13 protein-coding genes are annotated in these 16,133 nt (G+C 64.4%); 6 read left to right on the forward strand and 7 right to left on the reverse strand.

What is annotated here, in order from left to right:
- Positions 1–272: 272 nt before the first annotated feature.
- Positions 273–1,184 (forward strand): DUF1127 domain-containing protein, encoded by a 912-nt coding sequence (locus IVB48_RS10870; RefSeq protein ID WP_247399892.1) that lies wholly within the window; start codon positions 273–275, stop codon positions 1,182–1,184.
- Between the two features lie 185 nt (positions 1,185–1,369).
- Here the strand turns inward: IVB48_RS10870 and IVB48_RS10875 are convergent, their stop codons facing one another.
- On the reverse strand, positions 1,370–2,443 hold the full coding sequence (locus IVB48_RS10875) for a TauD/TfdA family dioxygenase (RefSeq protein ID WP_346283267.1): 1,074 nt from the start codon (positions 2,441–2,443) through the stop codon (positions 1,370–1,372).
- 376 nt (positions 2,444–2,819) lie between these two features.
- Between IVB48_RS10875 and IVB48_RS10880 the strand changes: the two genes are divergently transcribed.
- Entirely contained in the window at positions 2,820–3,035 is a 216-nt protein-coding gene (locus IVB48_RS10880; RefSeq protein ID WP_247291265.1) for a hypothetical protein, read from the forward strand.
- Between the two features lie 145 nt (positions 3,036–3,180).
- Here IVB48_RS10880 and IVB48_RS10885 read toward each other — a convergent pair whose 3' ends face one another.
- Positions 3,181–7,026 carry a LuxR C-terminal-related transcriptional regulator gene (locus IVB48_RS10885; protein ID WP_247399896.1) on the reverse strand — a complete coding sequence of 1,282 codons (3,846 nt, stop codon included), beginning with the start codon at positions 7,024–7,026 and terminating at the stop codon, positions 3,181–3,183.
- Positions 7,027–7,155: 129 nt separating this feature from the next.
- On the opposite strand from IVB48_RS10885, the gene IVB48_RS10890 reads away from it, so the two are divergent.
- On the forward strand, positions 7,156–7,485 hold the full coding sequence (locus tag IVB48_RS10890; protein WP_247399897.1) for a nuclear transport factor 2 family protein: 330 nt from the start codon (positions 7,156–7,158) through the stop codon (positions 7,483–7,485).
- A gap of 44 nt (positions 7,486–7,529) precedes the next feature.
- On the opposite strand, the gene IVB48_RS10895 is transcribed toward IVB48_RS10890, so the two are convergent.
- The 5 genes from IVB48_RS10895 to IVB48_RS10915 are packed head-to-tail and all read right to left on the reverse strand — an operon-like array spanning position 7,530 to position 11,099.
- Positions 7,530–8,297: a sulfite exporter TauE/SafE family protein gene (locus IVB48_RS10895; RefSeq protein WP_027568567.1), complete on the reverse strand. Its 768-nt coding sequence runs from the start codon at positions 8,295–8,297 to the stop codon at positions 7,530–7,532.
- Positions 8,294–9,550, reverse strand: coding sequence for a CCA tRNA nucleotidyltransferase (locus tag IVB48_RS10900; protein WP_247399900.1), 1,257 nt, complete (start codon positions 9,548–9,550; stop codon positions 8,294–8,296). The genes IVB48_RS10895 and IVB48_RS10900 overlap by 4 nt, the downstream gene beginning before the upstream one ends.
- Positions 9,551–9,559: 9 nt before the next feature.
- Positions 9,560–9,823: a DUF6111 family protein gene (locus IVB48_RS10905; RefSeq protein ID WP_018454951.1), complete on the reverse strand. Its 264-nt coding sequence runs from the start codon at positions 9,821–9,823 to the stop codon at positions 9,560–9,562.
- Positions 9,820–10,491 carry a CoA pyrophosphatase gene (locus tag IVB48_RS10910; protein WP_027568565.1) on the reverse strand — a complete coding sequence of 224 codons (672 nt, stop codon included), beginning with the start codon at positions 10,489–10,491 and terminating at the stop codon, positions 9,820–9,822. The genes IVB48_RS10905 and IVB48_RS10910 overlap by 4 nt, the downstream gene beginning before the upstream one ends.
- Positions 10,488–11,099 carry a DUF1285 domain-containing protein gene (locus tag IVB48_RS10915; RefSeq protein WP_027568564.1) on the reverse strand — a complete coding sequence of 204 codons (612 nt, stop codon included), beginning with the start codon at positions 11,097–11,099 and terminating at the stop codon, positions 10,488–10,490. The genes IVB48_RS10910 and IVB48_RS10915 overlap by 4 nt, the downstream gene beginning before the upstream one ends.
- Before the next feature lie 280 nt (positions 11,100–11,379).
- Here IVB48_RS10915 and IVB48_RS10920 point away from each other — a divergent pair, with 280 nt between their 5' ends.
- The 3 genes from IVB48_RS10920 to IVB48_RS10930 are packed head-to-tail and all read left to right on the forward strand — an operon-like array spanning position 11,380 to position 16,132.
- The gene (locus IVB48_RS10920; RefSeq protein ID WP_027516392.1) at positions 11,380–12,378 is read left to right on the forward strand and encodes a MoxR family ATPase; all 999 of its coding nucleotides are present in this window, start codon (positions 11,380–11,382) and stop codon (positions 12,376–12,378) included.
- Positions 12,378–13,322, forward strand: coding sequence for a DUF58 domain-containing protein (locus IVB48_RS10925; protein ID WP_027516391.1), 945 nt, complete (start codon positions 12,378–12,380; stop codon positions 13,320–13,322). Before IVB48_RS10920 ends, IVB48_RS10925 begins: the two co-directional genes overlap by 1 nt.
- Positions 13,319–16,132 carry a DUF4159 domain-containing protein gene (locus IVB48_RS10930; protein WP_247399902.1) on the forward strand — a complete coding sequence of 938 codons (2,814 nt, stop codon included), beginning with the start codon at positions 13,319–13,321 and terminating at the stop codon, positions 16,130–16,132. Before IVB48_RS10925 ends, IVB48_RS10930 begins: the two co-directional genes overlap by 4 nt.
- The last annotated feature ends 1 nt before the right edge of the window (position 16,133 follow it).

The following is a 16,133-nucleotide window of genomic DNA, read 5'->3' on the forward strand; positions in this document are numbered from 1 at the left end:
CCATTCCCCAGGCTTGCCCTCTACTTCCGAGAGCGCCGCAGCGATTGTCCGGCGAGGATAGGCCTTCGAACGGAAAAATGTAAGCCGAATATCGAGTGTGCCTTGCCCAGCGTCGCGGGATCGGCCGACGTCAGCCTCACGGAAACGCCCCCGCACCGGCTGGACACAAAGAATAAGCCGCCGGTAAGAAAAATGTAAGCCCCTCGTCAAGCGTGCCGGACCGAGCATTGGCACCTTAGCCCTCGGTGAGAAGCAAGCCAAAGGAGATTGCGATGAGCGCGATCTATGACGCCGCATGGATGCGACGGCCCTTCGGATCAACGCAGCGCGTTGTCAGCCTCGTCCAGCAATTCTTGAGCACATGGCGGGAGCGCCGTAGACGCCGGCGTGCACAAGCGACCCTGCGCGGCCTCAGCGACAGGGAGCTCATGGACATCGGCACGACGCGCGGCGAGATCGATTACATCGCCTCGCACCGAGACATCGCGAGGCCGAATCGTTCGACAGAACGCGACGTCGGCGTTATTGCCCTGCTGCTCTGTGGCGCGCTTATCCTCGCTTTCGCTAGCGAGGCCAAAGCTCAATGCACCGCGCAGGACGTTCTGCGCAATCACCTGGACCTCAAGACTGCTCCTCCGGTGCAGCGATCGCAGACTCCCGTCAGTTCGGCCGCCGATGTTCGGCTGTGGAAGACGATTGCGATAGGGACATTCAGGGACATGCGCGCCCTTCGCAAGGCGATGAGTGCAATGGGCTGCGACGTCGGAAGCGCCGCTGCTGAAGTCCTTGCGCGGCCGGCTTTTACTCTGAGTGGCAAGAAAACGGACGTGCAGCTCGTCCCTGTCTCGGCCGCGGAGCTCGGCTTCAAGGGCGAGACAGCGTCGTTGACCGAAATCTATGCGCGCGCGCAACGGCTGGGTTTCGGACTTGCGCCCGCAGAAATCGCTCCGCAGCTGAGACTTCAGTACTTGGACCAGCCAATCGGTGAGTTTCTCATCATCGGGATGGAGCCGATCAGGACATGGGCGGGTGAACCGGTCATCCTGACGGTGGCCAATGGTGGAGCAGGCCTCATTCTCATCGGTCAGGGCACCCGCGAGAACGCGGAAATTCCAGTGAACTCCACCATTGTATTCGTGCGGCCAAGTACACCCGCCCCGGCGGAGACCGCGGCATTCAAGTAGCTCGGGTGATGCGTAAGTCCGCTTTACGCCGAGAAGCGGCATTTATGATTACTCGCCCTGGTCGCGTCGAGCCACGTTGAGAGTTTCAGCTTGGCGCTGTCGAAGGGATTGTCCGGCCTGCTCCTGCGGCTAGAGCTTGCGAGGCCAAGTTGGGTCTGGGCTTCCGGTTCAAACCATCCGGAACGTCAATCCAACGGGACGTTCAAACTGGTACCTTTGGTGATGATGCCGCCGCGGTTGCCAATCTCAATCGAGCCATAGCGCTGTTTGAAACAATCGGGCAGCGGCCGGTCGCCTTCCATGCTGAGCCAAAGGCGCAACAGATGACGCTTCTGGCCTGCATCGGGCCAATCGCGGAATCCGGTCCGGTCATGCAACAAGGCATGATTGTAAACGAACTGCATGTCACCCGGCTGAAGCCGCATGCCGAAATGCAGCCCGGGATCATTTGCGAGCGTGTCGAAGAGATCGAGCGCCTCGACGTGAGCCGGAGTCAGTCTCGGCGCATCGGGGAAGCGCTGCGCACTATCGATATACTGGCGCTGATAGAACCCGGTCAGGAACCCCGCATGCCAATTCAGCACCGGGATTTCAAGATATGGCTTTTCGTTCTCCGGCACCTCGCCTCGCCGGTCTGTCGCGATCGGATCAAACAAGAGGGTGGCAAGGTCGGGACGCCTGTCAAACATCTCGTTGTAGATTGTCGTCGTACTGACAAGGAGAGAATCCCCTCCCTCCATCGCCTCGCGAATGCATAACAATCCAACCACGTCGGACGAATCCGTGTGGAATGTCTGCCGTTCCGAGGTTTGATAAATGCGGGTATTCGGATCCTTCGCATCGGCGCCGGTGTCACGGACGTGACCGAGAATGTGACCCGCTGCATTCTGAGACCGCGCCGATCCAAGATGCGCGCCCACCCCACAAAATATCGTCGCGGCGAGCTCCTGGTTATATTTTGCCACCGGCAGGCCGCGGATCACTTCGAAGCCAAGGCCAGCCAGGAGCGTTGTCTTAAGCTCTTCCAGATGCGCGCCGAAGCGGGGAAGCGGAAAGCTTTCCTTCGTGATCTCGGCAATTCTTTTGTTTTTGCCCAGATACGTTTCAGCCGCGCCCTCAAGTTCCGCGATCTCGCCGGCTGCAAGCGATATCAACCATCGATTGGGATTGGCTTTCATCTCAGCGCCCCGCCAGGCAGACGGGATATCGACCTTCCCTGGAGGGCGATGGATCCCGCCGGGCACTGAGACCACATTCATAGTGTTGGCTCCTGAAAGATCGGACGTCAGACATGCGGGCGGACGATCGACGATATTGTGCCGACCGCTTGTTTGCAACTTGACTGAGGCGCAGCCCTGAGCCGAGTGCATTGTCGCCGCGAGGAGGTCCGTTCCAGGCAGTCGCGTGTTAGGTGAGCCGCTTCCGCCAAAATGATTACAACACGGCCGCTCGATCGACCGATCCAAGCTCGGGAAAAAATGGAAACAGCCGGAACGTTCGAGAAGCTGATTGAGTTGAAAGTCATGCGCCTTGCGCTTCGGTCAAGGCCGCACCAAGCGGCCCGATCAAGCTCCTGGAAGAGGCGAAAACTGCTCTCCGGCGTGCCTTCTGCAGCACGGCCGCGCGAGGATCGCGATGTACACGACGGCGATATACGATGAGCTGAGCCAGATCGAACGCGAGGTCGTCGAAGGAGAACGGCGGCTCGCCGAGCAAGAGGCGCTGATCATTGAAATGAAGCGCCAGAACGAGGACACAGCCAAAGCCGAAGGCGAGCTCGAACGGATGCGCATGGAGCAGCGACGTCGCGATCAGGATCGGCAACGTCTGCTCTCACGGCTGCAACCCTGAACAATTCAGCAAAGAGGCTGATCCGCCGAAGCGTTACGTTTCTGAGACGCGAGACCAGGCAGATGCGCTCGCCGATACGTTCGGTCGCGGGAAGTCTCTCACCAAAGTCGGAGCCCGCCAGTCATCGCCCCGTCGCGATCACAGTTCAAATCAGCAAATCATGATGCACAGGCACAATGGCTTGATGCGCACCGCTATTGCCGTGATCGTCCGCGTGTCCGTTCAGTGCATGAGGGACGATGTTGACGTTAAACCCGAGGCCTTCTTCCTGACTGGACGGAACGTGCGAACCCAGCGGATCATCGAGTTTTTTAAGCTCACCCACCGCGACAGGAGTAGCAGGGGTTGCGCCTTTATCGAAGCGGAACACCGGTCCTTGGTCCAGGCCGCCGGTTTCGAACGCAGCTTTGGTCGGGTGTGCCTCTTCTGATGCGATTGCAGCAGATTGCAGAGCGTGCTGCGAGTTACCGCGTCCGGCGTTACCGCCTGCTGCGACGCTCGGCTCTGTGATGTCGGCTGCTTGCGACGCGTTCGCAGAGGCCGAGTGTAACTCGTTGTCCGGGTTGCCGTGGTCCACGGTGGCTGGTTCTGCCGTCTTCGCTGGTCCCTGCCCCGCATCAAAAGCCGAAGCCTGATGCTCGGCGCCATGGCCGACGCTGTTGCCCGGCTTGGAGCCAGCTTCAGTCGATTCCGCGGCTGCTCCCTTTGCAGATCCCGGCTCCGAAACGTGCTGCGAGTTGCCGTGGCCTGCGCTGGCGGCCGTTGCGACGCCCGGATCGGTCTCAGCTGCGTCCGATGCGTTTGCAGCGGATGAGTGCCCGGATTTGCCGTGTTCCGCGCCGCCTGTTTCTGCCGTCGTTGCTGATGCTTGCGCGGCTTCAGAAGCCGAAGCGTGATGATCATCGGCGCCATGGCCGCCATCATTGCCCGGTTTGGAGCCAGCTTCACTTGCTTCGCTGGCTGCCGCCTTCGTAGAGTCTGGCTTCGAAGCGTGTTGCGAGTTGCCGTGGCCAGCGTTGGCGGCCGCTGCGGCGCCCGGATCGATATCGGCCGCGTCCGATGCGTTTGCAGCGGATGAGTGCCCGGATTTGCCGTGTTCCGCAGCCCCTGGTTCTGCCGTCTTCGCTGGTCCGTGCGCCGCATCAGAAGCCGAAGCGTGGTGCTCGCCGCCGTTGCCCGGTTTGGAGCCGGCTTCAGTCGGTTCGCCGGCTGCCGCCTTTGCAGACTCTGGTTTCGAAGCGTGCTGCGAGTTGCCGTGGACTGCGCCGGCAGCCGTTGCAGCGCCTGGATCGATCTCGGCTGCGTCCGGTGCGGTTGAGTGCCCGGATTTACCATGATCCTCGCCCGCTGGTTCTGCCTTCTTCGTTAACCCTCCCGGAGCCTCAGAGGCCTTATCGTGATGCTCGGCGCCATTGCCGACGCCATGGCCCGGTTTGGAGCCAGCTTCAGTCGATTCGTCGGCTGCCGCTTTTGCAGACCCCGGCTCCGAAGCGTGCTTTGAGTTGCCGTGACCCGCGTTGGCGTCCGTTGCGACGTCCGGATCGGTCTTAGCTGCGTCCGGTGCTTTTGCAGCGTTTGAGTGCCCGGCTTTGCCGTGTTCCGCGCCGTCTGGTTCTGCCTTCTTCGCTGATCCTCCCGGTGCCTCCGGGCCCTTATCGTGATGCTCGGCGCCATTGCCGACGCCGTTGCCCGGTTTGGAGCCAGCTTCAGTCGATGGGTCTGAAGCGTGCTGCGAGTTGCCGTGCTCCGCGTTGTCGGCGGTTACGATATTGGGTTGGCCGATCTCGTTGGGTGCAGTCGACGAAACGCCGTTGCCCGTATTGGCCGGACCACTGTTCGATGCGACATTTGCGGCTACCGGGGCCGTCCCGCTATGCGCAAGCTCGATGGATGATCCGTGAGCCGACGCGGCAGACGCACCATCGCTCTCTTCCGTTGCATCCGCCGATGCGCCGGTGGAGCTTCCGAGCCTCGTCGACGTTCCCAAGCGAGCCTGCCCAAACTGGAACCCCGAGCCGCCGTTGGCCAGAATCGCCCAGGCTCCAGACGTCCCGAGCGAGCTCTCGCTCCCCTCGATAGTGGTTTGGACATGATCCTTGCTCGAAACAGTCGCATCGGTTTCGGTCGCCGATATCAGCACTGCTTCGAGCTGCTCCAAGGTGGTCGCAACAGCCGCACCATCTGGCTCGGAGCCGACATCCGCCTCCGCAACGGCCACAATCCCCTCGAGATGGATTTCCAGCAGGCCGCGATCGCCGACATCAAGGACACGATCGGTCGCATTCACATAGACGATCGTTTCATTGCTTGCGGAGTCGTAGACCCAGGCGAGTGTATGTGGCGGTATAGACTTGGTTGCCGCCGTCATATGCAGCCAGGCAAGCGCTCCGAAAGCCGCAAGATTGATCCTGCCCGGCCCCGACGCGAAATCGAACACAGTGTCGGGTGAGGTCGAGTTGAAATGGTCAGACTCGGAGTCGATCGGGGAGCGATAAACAATTTTTTCAACGTTGCCGCCTACGCCGCTACCGGCATCGTGACCAGGGTCCGCGCCAACAGGTGTATGGAGATTGTCACCCGCATCGCCTGCGCCTTTTTGAACCAGAGCGCCTTCTTGAGCGGCATTGTCGTGTCCAGTGGTCACAACGGCGGAAGACAGGCGGACATCCTGCGAAAGAAAACTTGGGGCTGAATGGTCGTCAGGATTGGCGGCAGCATGGGTGATCGCGGCCAGCTTTGTGGTCGCACTCTCTTCGGTGGCGGCCAGGATGCTGTCGATCGAGGCGTCACGGAGGTCATGCGCGTGCGCGGCGAGATGAGGGTCCTGCAGTGCGTAGATCAACGCACCGGTGAGAATAGCAAAGTTGCCATACCCTCCGTGCATCGAGGTCGCATTGAAAAGAAGCCGCGGGAATTGATGTTCCGGGGCCGGGTCGTCACCGGTCTGTATGTCGATTGCTTCTCGCAGCAAGCGCGGAAGATCGGGCGCGCTCGATCCTGCTGGACCGTGCTGTGTCCACGCTTTCGAGCCTCCAGACTGCTCGGCCGTGCGCTGCGCTTCCATTGCGGCTGCCGGGTTGGTGATTTGGGCGGCCTTGGCGAACAGATCTCTCTGGGCTTGCGTGGGCGTCTCGCCGGATTCCCAGACGACGAGGTGCCGGAGAATCCCTTTTTTCCATGGCTCGTAGGCCGCGTGCTCGTATCCCGCGTGCTCGTCCGCGTGGCCGACGCCGTTCTCATCCGGCAAGATATCGTTCGCTTCCGACGCCTTGAGTTCGTCCGCAATAGCGAACGCCAGAAAGGCCAGCGAGAGCGCGGCCAGGCCGGAGGGGCGTTGCAGCAACGCGATGGTCGCGAGCACAGTCCTGTTGGTGATCTCAAGCTTCTGGAAAATATTGTACAGGTGGACTTTGACCGTCCCGTCGGAAACGTTGAGCTGGCGCGCGATCTCCTTGTTCGATAGTCCTTCCGCCACGAGTCGTGCAATTTGACGTTCCCGTTGCGTCAACAGCTCCAGCATCTTTTCGACTTTGCCGTCGCCGTCCGCTTCCTTGCCGGTCGCCGAGAGATCGGACTTCTCCAGTGCCACGCCGCTTTTCGTCATCAGACGCAGTGATCGCAGCATCGTAGCGGGAGAGGCATATTTCGAAATTGCGCTGCAGGCGCCGGCTGCGATGGCTGCAGTCATATCGTGGTCGGTGTCGGACTCGGTGAAGAACACCAGGCGCGTGGAGAGCTTCTCAGCCTTCACGATCGCGAGGATCTCGGCGACCGTGAGATCCGGCACCTTGTCGGCAAGAAGCGCGACGTCAGGCGTCAGCTTCCGAATTGCTTGGAGGCAGCTTGTCCGATCGCTGGACGCTGCGACAACGTCGAAATCCGGCTGCGTGCCGAGGACCGACCTCAGTCCCTGCAAAACGATCGGCTGTGGATCGACGAGCAAAAGCCGGATGGGCTTGAGTATCCCCTGCCTGGCGGACGCATCCAACATCGATCTTGCCCTCGGCCCGGTCCTCTATGTCCTTCGGCATATGGCCGTGGCCGGGTGGGATATTAAAATCATAGGAGGCTTGGTGGTTCCCCGGCCTGAACCAGATTTGGACGCATGTGAGTGAAAAATATGTCCTTTGATCCCATGGCCGTTGCGGTCGACTGGCTTGATGCGTATCGCGCGGGCGACATCGAAGCGATTTTGGAACTCTATGCCGAGGACGCCGTGGTCCACTGCGGCTGCGCCGGTGGCCAAACCATCACCGGCCGCGAGGCACTTCGTGCCTATTGGGTCGATCGCCTCCGAAAATATCCGGCGGGCACGTTGGACGACCTCAATCCCTGGCGCAACGACGGCACCATCATCTCGTACATCACCAGTGCCGGCGTGATGAGTGCACTCCTGGCGTTTGATGCCGCCGGCAGGATCAAGGAACTGGACTGTAGTCCCTCACACTAGACCTGCGGCCTGATCCAAACCCCGCAGCGGGACACCTGTCGGCGTTAGATCAGCTGCCTCGCCGCAGCAGAGATCATCACCAACCCGCCCGTGATCACCGCGACGTCGAGGATCGCGGTGTGGATGTGTACCGGCATCCGCTCGACGAAGGCTTTGGCCAGGAACGCGCCGGGAATCGCGATGGCACCGATCAGAAGTGCAAAGGCGAGCACCTGCGCAGTGACGGCACCGGCCAGTCCAAACACCGAGATCTTGATGAGGCCGGTGCCGAGCGAGATCATTGCATCGGTCGCGATGACGGCGGCGCCCTCAAGGCCCGCGGCCATCAGCAGCGATAGCAGGATCACGCCGGAGCCAGAGGTGCCGCCGACCAGCACGCCATAGCCGACCGAGCCTGCCGCGAGACCGGTGTCGCCGATCTTGACCTGGCGGCGGCGGAGCACACGGCGCAGCGGCACGCTCAGGATCAGCATGGAGCCGATCACGAGCGCCGCCCCCGCATTGGTGAGGCGCGTATAGCCGTAGGCGCCGAGCGCGGTCGTCAGTGCCGCACAGGCCAGCACGATCAGCGCGCGGCGGCGATCGGCATAGCGGAGATAGGCGACCGCGCGGCTGGAATTGGTGAAGATCGCGGAGATCGCGATGATCGGCACCACGGGCTCGGCGCCAACGAGAGGGACCAGCACCAGCGGCATCAAGGCGCCGGTGCCGTAGCCGGCGAGACCACCGATGATCGAAGCAAACAACGCCATCAACGCGACCAGCAGGAGCTGAAAGATCGAGATGTCGGCGAAGCCTGAGACGATGGTCACGTTCTCTCGTCGCGGCTGATTCGCGCCGCAGCTTGATCGGCGATGGAAGCGAGTGCGGCTTCCCCTAGGGGAAAATCCGCCGCAAGCCAAGCGTCCTCGGCGAGCGTCAAGACATGTCCGAGCGCGGGTCCTTCCGCCATGCCGCGCGCGATGAAGTCGGCGGCGCGGAGCGGAAATTTCGGCGCAATCCAGCGCTGCGGCAGCTCGGCGAGCGCACGCCATCGCGATGAGCCGACGTCACCGCCGGCTCGCGCCCAGCCCAGCAACACGCGATCGTGATAGCGCTCCGCGCCGAGCCGGTAGAGCAATCGCCGCGCATCGGCTTCGCCCTTGGTGGCCAAGCGCCACCAGCGGTGCCCCATCGAATCGAGCGCCTTGGTTTCCGCATTGGAGAGCCTCAAACGCGTGGCGACGCGCTTGGCGTCTTCGGTCACAGCGACCGTCAGCGCGGCGAGCCGCCGCGTGCTGCTCGCGGCGAGGCCAAGCTCGCGCTCGATCGCGATCATCGCCGAGAGCGGCCCGGTATAAACGACGCCGCCGGTCAGCGCCTGCAGCAATCCGCCATCGGCCATGGCGAGCGCGGCGGCGGACGCGCCGCCAGCCGCCAGCAGCTTCAGCATCTCCATGCGCAGCCGCTCCGCCGACAGGCTCGCAAGGCCGGCGCGTCCCCGGATGCAGGCGAGATAGCCGTCGCGGTCGGGATCGCCGGCGCCGAAGGCGGCGTGGATGCGGAAGAAGCGCAGGATGCGCAGGAAATCCTCGGCGATGCGCTGGTCGGGATCACCGATGAAGCGCACGCGCCGCGCCGCCGCATCCGCGACGCCTCCGACGTAATCGTGGACGACGCCGTCAGCATCGACCGAGAGCCCGTTCATCGTGAAGTCGCGGCGCTCGGCGTCCTTCACCCAGTCGCGGCCGAACGCGACCTTGGCCTTGCGGCCGAAGGTCTCGGTATCCTCGCGCAGCGTCGTGACTTCGTACGGCTGGCTGTCGATGACGAGGGTGACGGTGCCGTGGTCGATGCCGGTCGGCACGGCCTTGATGCCGGCGCTCTTGGCGCGCTGTATCACCTCGTGCGGGAGCGCCGTGGTCGCGATGTCGATGTCACCGGGGACAAGGCCGAGCAGCGCGTTGCGCACGGCGCCGCCGACGACCCGCGCCTCCTCGCCATCCGCGTTGAGCAATTGCAGGACGCGCGCGGTCCCGCCCGACATCAGCCAGGGCGCATCGGCGAGCATGGGCACCGCGCTCATCGGCCGGTCCTATCTTTCCACGCCCGGCACGAGCTTGCCGTTCTCGACATGGGCGGGGACATAGGTCGAATCCGGCGCGGCGCCGGAGAAATGCGCAAAGCCGATCAGCCCCGCGATCACCAGCACGAGCGCCGCCAGCATGAGGCGCGCGACGATGGTGATCGGCCAGGACGATTGCACGAACAGGCCGGAACGCGTGGCGGCCAGGAACAGCGCATAGACGGCAAAGGGAACGAGGAAGATTCCGATCTCGGTCAGGATCGGGCGGATCATGAGGAATAGATCCGCTCGTAGAGTACGCGCAGCATGCCGGCCGTCGCGCCCCAGATGTAGCGTTCGGCAAACGGCATCGCGTAGTAGGACCGCTCCATGCCGCGGAATTCCTTGCTGTGCACCTGGTGGTTGGCCGGGTTCATCAGGAAGGATAGCGGCACTTCGAATGCGTCATCAACCTCGGAATGGTTGATCGTCAGCTCAAAACCCGGGCGCACCCTGGCAACCGTGGGCAGGATGCGGAAGCCGAAGCCGGTGCCGTAGAGATCGAGATAGCCGATCGGCTCGACGAAGTCTCTGGACAGCCCGACCTCCTCCTCGGCCTCGCGCAGCGCCGCATCGAGCGGCGAGCGGTCGGTCGCGTCGATCTTGCCGCCAGGAAACGCGATCTGGCCGGCATGGTCGTTCAGATGCGCCGAACGCTGCGTCAGGAGGATGGTCGGCTCGGGATGATCGACCACCGCGATCAAGACCGCCGCCGGCCGCACCGGCTGCTCGCGCGCGATGATCTCGAGCATCTTGTCGGTGCCGGGATCGCCCGAGGCCGGAATGATGTTGGGATCGTAGAGACCGGGCGGAACGTCGAAGCCGAGCCGCGCGGCGGAGCGGGCGAAGAAATCGGCCGCACCGATTACGGCGGGATCGTTCCTGGAGATAGGCTTGTTCAAAGCGCGGCCCTCACCTGCTCCGCATCGGCCATGGCGAAGAACTCGCCGGCCGATTCGACACCGAACATCGGCTGGCCATCGACCATCCGCTCCTCTCCCATGTCAACCAGATCGTAATAGAGCGCGCGGGTGACCTTGGCCCATAGCTCGGCGCGGACATGCAGATAGGGCGTCAGCCCGCCGTCTTTGGCCTGTTCGAAGCGCAGCCGGTGCGCCGCATCGCAGGTGACCCAGTCGTCGACATTGGTGCGGAAGCGGAGCACGCGGTGGTTGTCCTCGCCGTCCGTCTGCATCTCGACCGCCATGAACGGCGCGTCGTCGACGCGAATGCCGACCTTCTCCACCGGCGTGACGAGGAAATGCTTGTCGCCTTCACGCTTGAGGATGGTCGAGAACAGGCGAACCAAAGCATGACGGCCGATTGGCGTCCCCAAATAGAACCAAGTACCATCGGACGCGATTCGCATGTCGAGATCGCCGCAGAACGGCGGATTCCACAAATGCACCGGAGGCAGGCCCTTTTTGGCGCCTTCGGCATCGGCAGCAGTTTTGGCAGCGGCAGTCAGCCCCTCAAGACCGCGATCGGCGCTCTGCCCTTGGTTCGCCATGGTTTGCCCTGACTTTGTCATTTGGCACGATCGGTCATTTGGCACGATTGGTGCAGGTTTACGTTGTATCCGGGTGCTCGGTTCCACCCCGCATTCGTCCGGTGTGGAGGTCGCCACTTCGTGATGCCCTACATATCCCTAAGCCGATAAGGTGGGGATAGGTTAATTCAACGAATACATGGCCTTCCTGCAAGTCTAGCATAGGGCCAACGTCTTGAGTTGAGGACGTGATGACATGACGACGCAAGCGAGCCGCATGGCAGGCTGAAGGAGCTAACGGATGGCTGAGAGTGTCGAGAAGCTCGAAGACGGAGTAGTCCGTTCAGCCGAGCAGGTGTCGAGCCAGATTCGTGCGGCAAAGGATGCGATCGCGTCCGTCATCTTCGGTCAGGATCGCGTGATCGAGAACACGCTGGTCACCATCCTCTCCGGCGGCCATGCGTTGTTGATCGGCGTCCCCGGTCTCGCCAAGACCAAGCTGGTCGAGACGCTCGGCATCACGCTGGGCCTCGATGCCAAGCGCATCCAGTTCACGCCCGACCTGATGCCGTCGGACATTCTCGGCGCCGAAGTGCTCGACGAGAGCACCTCCGGCAAGCGTGCCTTCCGCTTCATCTCCGGCCCCGTGTTCGCGCAACTGCTGATGGCCGACGAGATCAACCGCGCCAGCCCGCGCACGCAGTCGGCGCTGCTGCAGGCGATGCAGGAGCAGCACATCACCGTTGCCGGCGCGCGTCACGATCTGCCGAAGCCGTTCCACGTGCTCGCCACGCAAAACCCGCTGGAGCAGGAAGGCACCTATCCGCTCCCTGAAGCCCAGCTCGACCGTTTCCTGATGGAGATCGACGTCGACTATCCCGATCGTGACGCCGAGCGCCGCATCCTGTTCGAGACCACCGGCGCCGACGAGACGCTGGCAAAGGGCGCGATGACCCCTGATGCACTCATCACCGCGCAGCGACTGATCCGGCGGCTGCCGGTCGGCGATTCCGTGGTCGAGGCGATCCTGTCGCTGGTGCGCTCGGCCCGTCCGGGTCCGGATGGCGGCGACACCAGCAAATTCATCGCCTGGGGACCGGGCCCGCGCGCCAGCCAATCGCTGATGCTCGCGGTGCGCGCACGCGCGCTGATCGACGGACGCCTTGCGCCCTCGATCGACGACGTGCTCGACCTCGCCGAGCCCGTGCTGAAGCACCGCATGGCGCTGACATTCCAGGCGCGCGCCGAAGGCCGCACGATTCCGGACGTGATCCGGCAATTGAAAACACGGATCGGTTGATGGCGGCGGAGAACGGGCACGCAGCGAAGGAGGTCATCGCGATCCGACGTGCCGATGGCGAAAGCCGCACGCTCGCAGCTTCCTTGCCGCGCCTGGTGCTCGAGGCCCGCCGCATCGCCGCCAACGTCATCCACGGCCTGCACGGCCGTCGCCGCGCCGGCTCCGGCGAAAATTTCTGGCAATACCGCCGCTTCGTCTCCGGCGAGCCGTCGCAGAATGTCGACTGGCGGCGCTCGGCGCGCGACGATCTGCTCTATGTCCGCGAGCTCGAATGGGAAGCCTCGCACACGGTCTGGATCTGGCCCGACCGCTCGCCCTCGATGGCGTTCGCTTCAAAGCAGGCGCGTGAATCCAAGCTCGAGCGGACGCTGATCGTCGCCTTCGCGCTGGCCGAGCTGCTCGTCTCCGGCGGCGAACGCGTCGGCATTCCCGGGCTGATGGCACCGACCGCGAGCCGCAGCGTCATCGACAAGATGGCGCAGGCGATGCTGCATGACGATGCCGACCGCTTGAGCCTGCCGCCGTCCTTCGTGCCCGCGGCGCTGGCCGAGACGATCGTGCTGTCGGACTTCTGGTCGCCGATCTCCGAGATCAGGACCACGCTCGCCGGCCTGTCCGGCTCCGGTGCGCATGGCACGCTGGTCCAGGTCGTCGATCCCGCCGAGGAATCATTCCCGTATTCCGGCCGCGTCGAGTTCGTCGAGCCCGAAGGGTTCGGCGTGATCACCGCCGGCCGCGCCGAGAGCTGGGCGCAGGATTACACCGCGCGGCTCGCGCTGCACCGCGACCAGATCCGCGCCGAGACCAACAAGCTCGACTGGCTGTTCACGACGCACGCCACCGACCGCTCGGCCGCTGAGCTCTTGCTGTTCCTGCATGCCGGCATGCAGGTGAGCAAGTCGGGCGCCCGCACCACCACGATCAAGGCGGGGCCGGCAGCATGATGGGACTGCCGCTCGCCTTCACCGAACCGCTGCTCCTGATCGGCCTCGTCAGCCTGCCGGTGCTGTGGTGGCTGTTGCGCGTGATGCCGCCGCGGCCGCGCCGCGTCGAGTTTCCGCCGACGCGCCTGCTGTTCGACATCGCGCCTCGTGAAGAGACCCCATCGCGGACGCCGTGGTGGCTGACCGCATTACGGCTGCTGGCTGCCGCGCTGGTCATTTTCGCCGCCGCCGGCCCGATCTGGAATCCACAAACAGGCGCGGCCGCCAGCAAGGCGCCGCTGATGATCATGTTCGACGACGGCTGGAGCGCGGCCTCGAACTGGGACATCCGGATCAGGGCCGCCGACGAATTGATCGCCAGTGCCGAGAACGACCGCCGTGCGATTGCGCTGGTGCCGCTGTCCGAGCCGAACCGCGATATCACATTGATGCCGGCGGGCGCTGCGCGCGTCGCGCTGCGGCAGCTCACGCCGAAGCCGTATTCGATCGAGCGCGTCGAGACCCTGACCACAATCGATCGCTTCCTGAAGGCGACCGGCGACTGCGAGATCGCCTGGCTCTCCGACAGCGTCGACACCGGTCGCGGCGAGGAATTCGTGGCTGGCCTCGGCAAGACCGTCGGCGATCGCAGCCTGACCGTGTTCGAAGGCGGCACCTCCTCAGCCCTGGCGCTGGTCGCGGCAGAGAATGCCGCAGCCAGGATGACGGTGAAGGTGCTGCGCACCGACAGCGGCATCGCCATCGGCACCGTGCGCGCGCTGGACCAGAAGGCCTCGCCGATCGGCGAAGCGCGTTACTCGTTCGGCCCGCAGGACAAGGAAACCGAAGCTTCGTTCGACCTGCCGGTCGAGCTGCGCAACGACATCACGCGCCTTGAAATTGCCGGTGAGCGCTCCGCAGGCGCAGTGCAGCTGCTCGACAAGCGCTGGCGCCGCCGCGCCATCGGCATCGTCTCGGGCTCGACCAGCGAGACCGCGCAGCCGCTGCTGGCGCCGACCTTCTATCTCACCCGCGCGCTGGCGCCGTTCGCCGACGTGCGGCTCGCCGACAAGGGCTCGCCGCAGCAGGGCATCACGCAGTTCCTCGACCAGAAGCTGCCGATGATCATCCTCGCCGATGTCGGCACCATCGCCCCGGAAATCCGCGAACGCCTCAATGCCTGGATCGATCAGGGCGGCGTGCTGGTGCGGTTCGCCGGTCCGCGGCTGGCGCAGGCCGAGGACGATCTCGTTCCCGTCAAGCTGCGCAAGGGCGGCCGGACGCTCGGCGGCAGCCTGACCTGGGAAAAGCCGCAACATCTGGCCTCCTTTGCCGCTGACGGTCCGTTTGCCGGCGTCGTGGTCCCCAAGGACGTCACCATCAGCCGCCAGGTGCTGGCCGAGCCCGACGCCGTGCTCGCCACCAAGAGCTGGGCCTCGCTGGAAGACGGCACGCCGCTGGTGACGGGCGAGCATCGCGGCAAGGGCGTCGTCAGCCTGTTCCACGTCAGCGCCGACATGCGCTGGTCGGATCTGCCCATGTCGGGCACCTTCGTCGAAATCCTGCGGCGCGTCGTCGACATGTCCGGCTATACCGCCAAGCCGGGCGCAGGCGTTGCCACTGAAGGGACCGCCGAGACGGTGGCGCCGTTGCACATCCTCGACGGCTTCGGCGCTTTCGGTCCGCCGCCGGCCGCCGCAAAGCCGCTGCCCGCGGATTATCGCGACCGCGCCACACCCGATCATCCGCCGGGCTTCTATGGTCCGGCAGAAGGACCGCTCGCCGTGAACACGCTTGCCAGCGCCGACCGTATCGCAGCCCTGAACACCGCGAGCCTGCGCGCCCGGCACGCCACCTACACCAATGCCGAGCCGCAGGACTTGCGCGGTTGGCTGCTGTCGACGGCGCTCGCGCTGTTCCTGATCGACGCCGTTATCGTCGCGGTGCTCGGCGGCGGCCTTGCCGCGCTGCTGCGCCGCCGCGCCGCGCCCGCGATGATCGTCGTCGGACTGGTGCTCGCAGGCCTCGCCTCGTTCGCGCCGACGCCGTCGCACGCGGACAGCGCGTCTGACGAGTTCGCGATGAAGGCGGTGTCGCAGACCCGCCTCGCCTATGTCGTGACCGGCAATGCCGACGTCGATTCCATCGTCAGGGCCGGGCTATCGGGACTGACGCTGTTCCTGGCGCAGCGCACCGCGCTCGAGGCCGGCGATCCCGTCGGCATCGATCCGGCGCGCGACGAACTCGCCTTCTTCCCGCTGATCTACTGGCCGATCGTGCCGGGCGCGCCCAAGCCGTCGCGGGACGCCATCAACAAGATCGACGCCTATATGAAGCAGGGCGGCACCGTGCTGTTCGACACCCGCGACGCGGTCGAAGCGCCGCCCGGCGCGAACGGCGCCGCGCAGACCCCCGCGATGCAGACGCTCCGCGAGATCCTGTCCTCGCTCGACGTGCCCGAGCTGGAGCCGGTGCCGCGCGAGCACGTGCTGACCAAGACCTTCTTTCTCCTGCGCGACTTCCCCGGCCGCTTCACAACCGGCCAGACCTGGGTCGAGACCTTGCCGCGCGAAGACGACGAGGACAGCGCGCAGCGGCCGGCACGCGGCGGCGACGGCGTCTCGCCGATCATCATCACCTCGAACGACCTTGCCGGCGCCTGGGCCGTGCGGCCCGACGGCCAGGCCATGCTGCCGGTGACCGGCGGCGACCCCCGCCAGCGCGAATTCGCCTACCGCGCCGGCGCCAACATCGTGATGTACACGCTGACCGGCAACTACAAGGCCGACCAGGTGCACGCACCGGCCCTGATCGAACGGCTGGGGCAATAGG

It is taken from the genome of Bradyrhizobium sp. 76, from assembly GCF_023073025.1.
Classification (GTDB): domain Bacteria; phylum Pseudomonadota; class Alphaproteobacteria; order Rhizobiales; family Xanthobacteraceae; genus Bradyrhizobium.